General features: G+C 67.0%; 2 protein-coding genes. Both read right to left on the bottom strand.

Annotation, left to right across the window (positions count from 1 at the left end):
- Position 1 precedes the first annotated feature (1 nt).
- Positions 2 to 8,506, bottom strand: coding sequence for a non-ribosomal peptide synthetase (locus IEW02_RS04535; RefSeq protein WP_188543455.1), 8,505 nt, complete (start codon positions 8,504 to 8,506; stop codon positions 2 to 4).
- Between the two features lie 143 nt (positions 8,507 to 8,649).
- On the bottom strand, positions 8,650 to 9,075 hold the full coding sequence (locus IEW02_RS04530; protein WP_188543454.1) for a PPOX class F420-dependent oxidoreductase: 426 nt from the start codon (positions 9,073 to 9,075) through the stop codon (positions 8,650 to 8,652).
- Between the last annotated feature and the right edge of the window lie 8 nt (positions 9,076 to 9,083).

Here is a 9,083-nt window from a genome sequence, read left to right as displayed (position 1 = left end):
ATCAGCTCCACGCACTCGTCCTCAGCTGCGCGGCGTCGATCGAGAGAACGTCCACAGTGGTATCGCTCGCGAACGCCGAGACGTTTCCCGCGCCGTCGACGACGGTCACCTCGAGGTCGTCCAACTCGCTCGGGTCGACGTCGGCGAGGTCTTCGGCACGTGCGAAGACGTGCGTGACCCACTGGTCGGCGAGCTCGTCCTCGAGCGGGATCTCGTCGTGAACCACCCCGGCGCTCGACACCACGGCAGCGCCCATCGCCCCCGCGATCAGGGCGGCGACGATCGACACCGACGGCGCGACCGCGGGCGTCGTCAGCAGACGCGACTCGTAGGTGACGTGCAGCGCCGCGGCCTCGGCGGACACGAGTCCACCCAACTCGTCGTGCGTGAGCGACAGCTCGCCAACGATCAACGCCGTGTCAGCGGGTTCCAGTGCGCGCGTGCGATCGGCGTAGGTGACCGGTCGCCCGGACGCCTCGGCCAGTGCGGGGTCGCCCCCGTCGAAGCGGACCGCATCCGGGTCCGCGCCCACCACCAGAGCGGCTCCCGCCTTGAGGGCACCCCACCACGTCACGGGATCCGATCCTGCGGCCACCCGTGACCCCGGACCCACTCCGCGGCCCGCCAGTACGCGGGCAACCTTGTTCGATGCGGTGTCGAGCTCGGCGAACGTGACGTCCGATTCGGGCCCGGACATCGCAGGCGCCTCCGGATCCGACTCGACGGCTGCCTCGAACAGCGCCGTGATCGGCCGTCCGTCCACGGCGACGTGATTGGCGGTGGGGGTCGGCGCGGCGGCCTCGACCTCCGCAAGCGGAAGACTCGCGACGGTCCGTTCGGGATCGGCAGCGGCGGCGGTCAGAATGCTGACGAGGTGAGCGCCGATGGTGCGGGCGGTCCGTTCGTCGAACAGCTCGGTCGCGTAGGTGAGCATCATCGTGGTGGGGCCGCCCGGTGCGCGGGTGCCGTCGTCGTCGACGGTGAGCATCAGGTCGAAGTTGGCCGGCTCGAACGGGTTCTCCAGCTCCGACACCTCCAGACCGGGCAGCTCCAGCGTCGCCGGGGTGATGTTGCGGAACGCCAGCGCGGTCTGGAACAGCGGATGGATACCGCTCGATCGGCCGGGCGCCACCGCGTCCACCACGTTCTCGAACGGGACCTCCGCGTTCGCGAACGCACCGAGATCGGCGTGCCTCGTCTCGGACACCAACGCGCCGAACGATTCCGACTCGTCGATCCGCACCCGCAGCACGACGGTGTTGACCAGCATGCCGACCAACCCGTCGAGCGCGGGATCACCACGACCGGCGAGGGCGGTGCCGACGGCGACGTCCAGCGAACCGGACAACCGTGACAGCACGACCGACAGCGCCGCGTGGACCACCATGAACTTGGTGGCGCTGTGACTCTGCGCCACCGTCTCCAGGAGGTCGGACGTCTCGCCGTCCAGCGTGAAGTGCACGGACGCACCGGTTTTGGTCGGATTCACGGGACGATCACGATCGCGCGGAAGGTCCAGCTCCGGCGGCAACCCGTCCAGAGCGCGCTTCCAGTAGGACAACTGGGCCGACGCCAGAGAGTCCGATTCCCGCGGCGACCCGAGCACGTCGCGCTGCCACAGCGCGTAGTCGGCGTACTGCACCGGCAGCGGAGCCCAGTTCGGCGCCGATCCGGATGCGCGCGCCACGTACGCGGTCATGAGGTCCCGCGTCAGCGGCACGCGGGAGAAACCGTCCGCCGAGATGTGGTGTACGACCAGTGCGAGCACGGCGGAGGACGGCCCGATTCGCATGAGCTGCAACCGAAGCGGTACGGCGGACGTCACGTCGAACGGTGCGAGGGCGAAGTTCACGAAGCGATCCACGACGTCGTCCGGATCGACGTCGACGATCTCGACGCCGATCGACTCGGAGTGCAGTTCCTGACGCGGGACCCCGTCCGTCTCGGGATACACGGTCCGCAGGATCTCGTGGCGAGCGACGAGATCCGCCACCGCGGCGCGGAACGCGTCGACGTCGAGATCACCTTCGAGTCGGATACCCAACGGCAGGTTATAGACCGGTGACGTCGGTTCGATGCGGTTGCTGATCCACATGCGTTGCTGGGCGAGTGCGAGCGGCACCACGTTCGGCCGCTCGCGGGGCACCAGCGGCGGCCGCACCGGACCGGACAGCGCCGTGATGCGCGACGCGAAGGACGCCACGGTGGTGTTGTCGAACACCACGCGCACCGGTACGTGCACGTCGAGTGCAGCGCCCACCCGCGACGCGACCTGCGTTGCGATCAGCGAGTTTCCACCGAGCGCGAAGAAGTCGTCGTCCAGACCGACCTTCTCGACCCCCAGCAGCTCCCCGAAGATGCCTGCGACGGTCTCTTCGACGGCGGTGTTCGGGGCTCGGTACGCCACTGCCTCGACGACGGGGTCGGGCAGAGCCTTGCGATCGAGCTTGCCGCTGGCGTTCAGGGGGAACTCGTCGAGCACGACGAAGTGCGTCGGAACCATGTACGACGGAACCGCTTTCACCAGCGCGGTACGCACGTCCGCGACGTCGATCACGCTGTGGAAATGCGGTACGACGTAGGCGACCAGCACCTCGTCGCGAAGCACGACCACACTGTTTCCGACGGCCATCTGGTCACACAGCGCCGATTCGATCTCGCCGAGCTCGATGCGCAACCCGCGCACCTTCACCTGGAAGTCGGTCCGGCCCACGTAGACGATTTCGCCGTCACGGCGCCACCGCACGAGGTCACCGGTGCGGTACATCCGTTCGCCCGGCGTCGACGAGAACGGGTGCGCCACGAAACGGTCCGCGGTCAGGTCCGTGCGGCCGAGGTATCCCCTGGCCAACTGGGCGCCCGTCAGATACAGCTCGCCCGCCACGCCCACCGGTACCGGTCCGAGACGTTCGTCGAGCACGAGGGTGCCGGTGTTCCACACGGGCTTGCCGATAGGAACATCGGTGTGATCGGCGGGCACCACCTCGTGGTAGGTGACGTCGACGGCAGCCTCGGTGGGGCCGTACAGGTTGTGCAGCAACGCTGTCGGGAGCAGATGTCGTGCTCGTCGCGCGGTGGACGCGGCAAGTGCCTCGCCGGAGGCGAACACCATGCGCAGCGAGGGCAGTCGGTTCGGTTCGAGGTCGGAGACGAACACCGACAGCATCGACGGCACGAAGTGCATGATCGAGACGGACTTCTCCTCCACGAGCTGCGCGAGGTACGCGGTGTCGCGGTGACCGTCCGGGACGGCGATCGCGATGCGCGCGCCGATCTGCAAGGCCCAGAACAGTTCCCACACCGACACGTCGAAGGTGACCGGAGTCTTCTGCAACACCACGTCGCCGGCGTTCGCGGAGTACTCGTGCTGCATCCACAGCAGACGGTTCACGATGGCGCCGTGCGAGACGGCCACACCCTTGGGTCGCCCGGTGGAGCCGGAGGTGAAGATGACGTACGCCGGATTGGACGCACGAAGGGGCGCACTACGTTCCGAGTCGGCGATCGGCGCCGGGGACACCGGTGACGACTCGGTGAGGTCGAGGGTGTCGACCGTGAGCACCGGTGCGGTACCGACGCCGGGACGATCGTCGCGGGTGGTGGTCAACACCAGCATCGGGTCGGCCTTGTCGAGGATGTACTCGTTGCGGTCCGCCGGCTGGTCGGGGTCGATCGGTACGTACGCCGCACCCGATTTCACGACGGCGTAGATACCGACCAGCATCTCGATCGACCGACGCATCGAGACCACGACGAAGGACTCGGGGCCCACTCCGTTCGAGATCAGTTGTCGCGCAAGCCGGTTGACCCGAGCGTCGAACTCCGCGTACGTCAGGCTCACGTCGCCGAACTCGACGGCCACCGAACTCGGGGTGCGAGCGACCTGCGCGTCGTACAGATCCACCAGGGTGCGGGAGGGATCGATGGTCACCGCGGTGTTGTTCCACACCTCGATCACGTTGCGGCGCTCGGCGGAGCTCAGCACGTCGATGTCCCCGACGGGTACTTCCGGGTAGGACACCGCGCCGCGCAGGACACGGACGAAACGCTCGGCGAAGGACGCGACGGACTCGCGATCGAACAGGTCGGTCGCGTACGTGAACGCCGCATGCATTCCGCCGGGCGCGCCGTTCTTGTCGGTCGAGTCGATCAGCGTCAGTTGCAGATCGAACTTGGCGACCGACAGGTCGAACTCGACGGTGGACAAGCGCAGCCCGGTGAGTTCGACCGACGACTGTTCGAGGTTCTGGAACGCCAGCATCACCTGGAAGATCGGGTGGCGCGATTCCGAACGCGACGGGGCGAGCACCTCGACGAGCCGCTCGAACGGCACGTCGGCGTTGGCGAACGCGGCCAGGTCGTCCTCGCGCACCGAAGCGAGCAACGACTCGAAATCGGTTCCGGTGTCGAACGTCGTCCGCAGCGCAAGCGTGTTGACGAACATGCCGACGAGGTCGTCGATGGCCGCGTCTCCGCGGCCCGCGGTCGGGGTGCCGACCACGATGTCGGTACTGCCCGTGACCTTCGAGAGCATGGCGACGAACGCCGCGTGCACCACCATGAAGAGCGTGGTGTGGTAGCGAGCGGCGACCTTCGACATGGCGCCGTGCAGCCCGGCGTCGACCTCGAACTCGTAGGTGGCGCCGCGGAAGCTCGGACGCGCCGGCCGCGGTCGGTCGGTGGTCAACTCGAGGCGGTCGGGGGCGTCGGCGAGCTTGGCCGCCCAGTACCGTTCCTGTTGCGAGATCACCGATTCCGGGTCGTCCTCGGACCCCAGTACCTCGCGCTGCCACAGCGCGTAGTCCGAGTACTGAACGGGGAGCGGCGCCCAGGTAGGCGCGTACCACGCGATACGGGCGCTGTAGGCGGCCATGATGTCGCGGGCCAGCGGCGCCATCGACGCGCCGTCGGAGGAGATGTGATGGATGACGATCGCGAGCACGTATCGCGTGTCGTCCAGCCGGTACAGCCGACCCTGGATCGGCACGCGGGTGGTGACGTCGAACGTGGTGGACGCGAAGGTGAGCAACGTCTGCTCGAGCAACGCGTCGTCGACGTCGACGGGAGTGAGGTCGGGAACGACTTCCTCGGCCATGTGGATCAGCTGCACGGGTCCGGCGTCGGTGTCCGGGTACGACGTGCGGAGCGCCTCGTGGCGGTCGATGACGTCGAGAACGGCCACCTGGAGCGCGGCGACGTCGAGCTCTCCGTCCAGACGGACCGCGAACGGAATGTTGTACGCCACGGACGACGGGTCGAACTGGTTCAGGAACCACATTCGCCTCTGCGCCAACGACAACGGTGCCGGCTCGGTGCTCTCCCGCGGTACCAGCAACAGGTTCGCCGAATCACCGGACCGTTGCTGCAGACGTGCGGCCAGCGAGCCGACGGTGGGCGCCTCGAACAACGTCCGAACGGAGACGGTGGTGTTCAGGGCGGCGCCGAGTCGAGAGACCGCACGAGTGGCGATCAGCGAGTTGCCGCCGAGAGCGAAGAAGTCGTCGTCGAGACCGACCTTGTCGACGCCCATCAGTTCGGTGAACACGGACGCGACGATCTCCTCCACGACCGTCGTGGGGGCGCGGAACTCGCGCACCTCCAGCACCGGCTCGGGCAGGCGGAAGCGGTCGATCTTGCCGTTGACCGTGACGGGCAGGTGGTCGAGCACCACCACCGAGGCGGGGATCATGTGCGACGGAAGTCGTTGCGCAGCATGACGAAGCAGCTCGGAGTGGTCGAGTCCGTCACCCTCCTCGAGCACCACGTACGCGGCCAGCACCGTCGCGCCGGAACTCTGCTCGTAGGCGACGGTCACCGCGGTGCGCACGCTGCGGTGGTCGGTCAGCACGTTGTCGATCTCGCCGAGCTCGATGCGGAAACCGCGAATCTTCACTTGCGAGTCGGCGCGGCCGACGTAGTGGATCTCGCCGTCGGACGTCCACCGCACCAGGTCACCGGTGCGGTACATCCGCGATCCCGGCTCGCCGTAGGGACTGGCGACGAATCGAGTCACGGTGAGCGCGAAACGATTCGCGTAACCCCGGGTGACACCGGGACCGGCCACGAACAGTTCACCGATGACGCCGGTGGGGACAGGTCGCAGTCTGTTGTCGAGGACGACCTCGACGAGGCCGCGCACCGGGGTCCCGATGGTGATGGGCGCACCGGGCGTGAGAGGGCGGGTGATCGAGGAGATCATCGTGGTCTCGGTCGGTCCGTACGCGTTGAAGATGTTCGTCTGCCCCACCCAGCGGGCGGCGACCTCGGGCGGAAGCGCTTCGCCCGCACTGATGATGCACTCGATCTGCTCGAGACCGTCGGGGTCCAACGACCCGAGCGCAGCGGGCGTGATCACCACGTGGGTCACGTGTTTGGTGCGAATGTACTCGGCCAGCTCGTCGCCTCCGAACACGCCGACCGGCGCCAGCGCGAGCGTGGTGGAGCGGGACAGCGCCATCAACTGCTCGAACACGGATGCGTCGAAGCTAGGCGACGCGACGGCCATGACGACCGAATCATGATGCACACCATAGTGTTCGGCCATGTCGTCGCCGATGTTGACCAATCCGTCGTGGCCCACCACCACACCCTTGGGCAACCCCGTGGAGCCGGAGGTGTAGATCATGTACGCCATGTTCGAGGAATGGATCGGTGCGGAGCGGTCGGAATCGGTGACCGTGTCCGCGGACATCTCGGCGCTCTCGCTGCGCACCGCGTCGTCGTCGAGGAGCAGCCAATCGATGGTGCTCGGCAGATTGCCGCGGTACTCCGACGTCGTGAGACCCACTTTCGCACCGGAATCGACGAGCATGTGCTCGATGCGGTCCATCGGATACGCCGGGTCGATCGGGAGAAACGCGCCACCGGACTTCACGATGGACCACGTCGAGGCGATCGTGTTCAGCGACCGCGGCAACCCCATGGCCACCACCGACTCCACACCCACCCCGCGGGCGATCAGCATGCGCGCCATGCGATTCGAGTAGTCGTCGAGCTCCCGGTACGTCATCTGCGCCCGATCGGTCGTCACGGCGACGGCATCGGGGTCGGCGGCGACCGCCGTAGCAATGATCTCGGAAAACGTTCGTACGGGCCATGACTCGGGACCACGCGCCGGAACGAACTGCTCACGCTCGGCCTCGGTGACCGGATCGATCTCGCCGATGGCGGACTCGACCGGGGCGCCCACGAAGTCGTCGAGGAAGCGGACGAAGCGATCGCGGTGCCCCTGCAGGCGCTCCATGTCGTACCGATTCGGGTTGGCCTCGAAATCGATTCGCAGCGAACTCGCATCGGACCCGGGGTAGACGTTCAGCGCCAGGTCCTCGATCGGGCCCGTACTGAGGACGTTGTACGACCCGTAGACGGAGCCGAGTCGCAGTTCGTCGTGGAACAGCATGATGTTGACCGACGGACCGAACAGACCGCGGTGCGTCGACGACCCACCCCCCGATTCCTGCCGGCCTCCGGCCTGCACGCTGTCGCGACGGATGTCCTCGTGGCGGTAGCGCTGACGACGCAACGCACCGGTGAGTTCGAGCTGAGCCTGCGTCACCGCGGCCGCGACCGTGCACTCGGGCGGCAACTGCATCCGCAGGGGAACGACGTTGGAGACCATGCCACCCGACCGGCGCACCGCGGCGGTGGTGCGGCCGGACACGGGAAGGCTGAGGACCGTGTCGTCGGCCCCGGTCATCCTCGCGACGTACGCCGCGAACGCAGCCACGACCAGTGGCGCGGTTCCCGTCCCCAGCTCGGCGATCCGGCCGTCGATCCGTTCGATCAGTGAGGTGGGGATGCCGCCGCCGGCGAGTGCAGCCGGAGAGGTGGCCGCAGCCATCGCGTCGGCCAGGCTCGGCGGGTCGGGAAGAGATGCCGTCTTCTCGGCCCAGTAGGCACGGTCCTTCTCGAACCGCTCGGACTGGCGGTACTTGGAATCGTCGGTGTAGAGCCATTGCAACTCGACGGCCGTACCGGGAGCGGGGTCGACCCCGTCGGCGCCTGCGGAGTAGAGCGCAGTCGCACGCTGCAGCATCGTCATGGCGCCGAAACCGTCAGTGGCGACGTGGTGAATGCGCGAATACCAGAAGAAGTGCTCGTCGGCGAGCTGCAGTACCCAGGACACGACCAACCGGTCGGCCAGGATGTCGATGGGTGAGCTGTACTCGCGTGTCATCCACTCCATCGCCGCGGCGGTGGGGTCGGCTTCGGAGCGCAGATCGAGGTATCCGAGTGCATCCTCGATGGACCGGTCGACGTACTGGTACGGCTGCCCGTCCACCTCGATCAGACGGAGAAAGCCGGAACCGAACTCGTGCCCTGCGGTGTAGAGGCTGTCGTTGAGCATCTGGACGTCGAGCGGGCCCGGAACGTCCACGTAGTGTGCGATCGAAATCGGCACGTCACCTGCGAGTTGTTGCGCGAACCAGATTCCTCGCTGCGCCGCCGACAGCGGAAATGCGCCGTTCGGTAGGGAGTAATCGGGATCTCCTGCGTCTGGCTCCAACGACCGACCCCACTTTCATTCCACGATTTCGGTACATCGATTGTTTTGCCCCCGCAAACAGTCGCGAAATCCGTTGATCCACTTGCGAAATGCTCGCCCAGCGGCCAGCTTTCGATGCTACCGGTCCGACAGCGCCGAATATGTCAAGCCGTCATGTCGAGATTGGCGATCACCTTCGTCGGACGAAGCCGCACGACCAGTTCACCGTCCACTGCATTACGTTTTCCGAACTCCTCGGCGCGGTCGGGACCCATGTATCGACGAGCGATGTCGGTCGCGGTACGCAGCAATTCCTGCGGGTCCGTGGTGGTGACCGCCTCGGCCTGCACCTGCACGAATGCGTACGGCGGCTCCTCGAGGTCCACGGACAGAACGACACGCGGATCGCGGGCTATCGCTCGTCCCTTGGCGGTGTCGGCTCCGGTGTTGAAGACGATCTCGTCGCCCTCGACCACGAACCAGATCGGCGCGACCAGCGGACGGCCGTCCTTGGCCACCCAACCGAGCTTGCCGGTGCGGGTCCCCGCAGAGAGGAAGGCGGAAACGTCGGAGTCCGATACAGCAGTCATCACACCCA

Source organism: Rhodococcoides trifolii, from assembly GCF_014635345.1.
In the GTDB taxonomy this organism is placed as follows: Bacteria; Actinomycetota; Actinomycetes; order Mycobacteriales; family Mycobacteriaceae; genus Rhodococcoides; species Rhodococcoides trifolii.
Note: the sequence above shows the minus strand (reverse complement) of the source record. Positions and strands in the feature narration are given on the sequence as shown.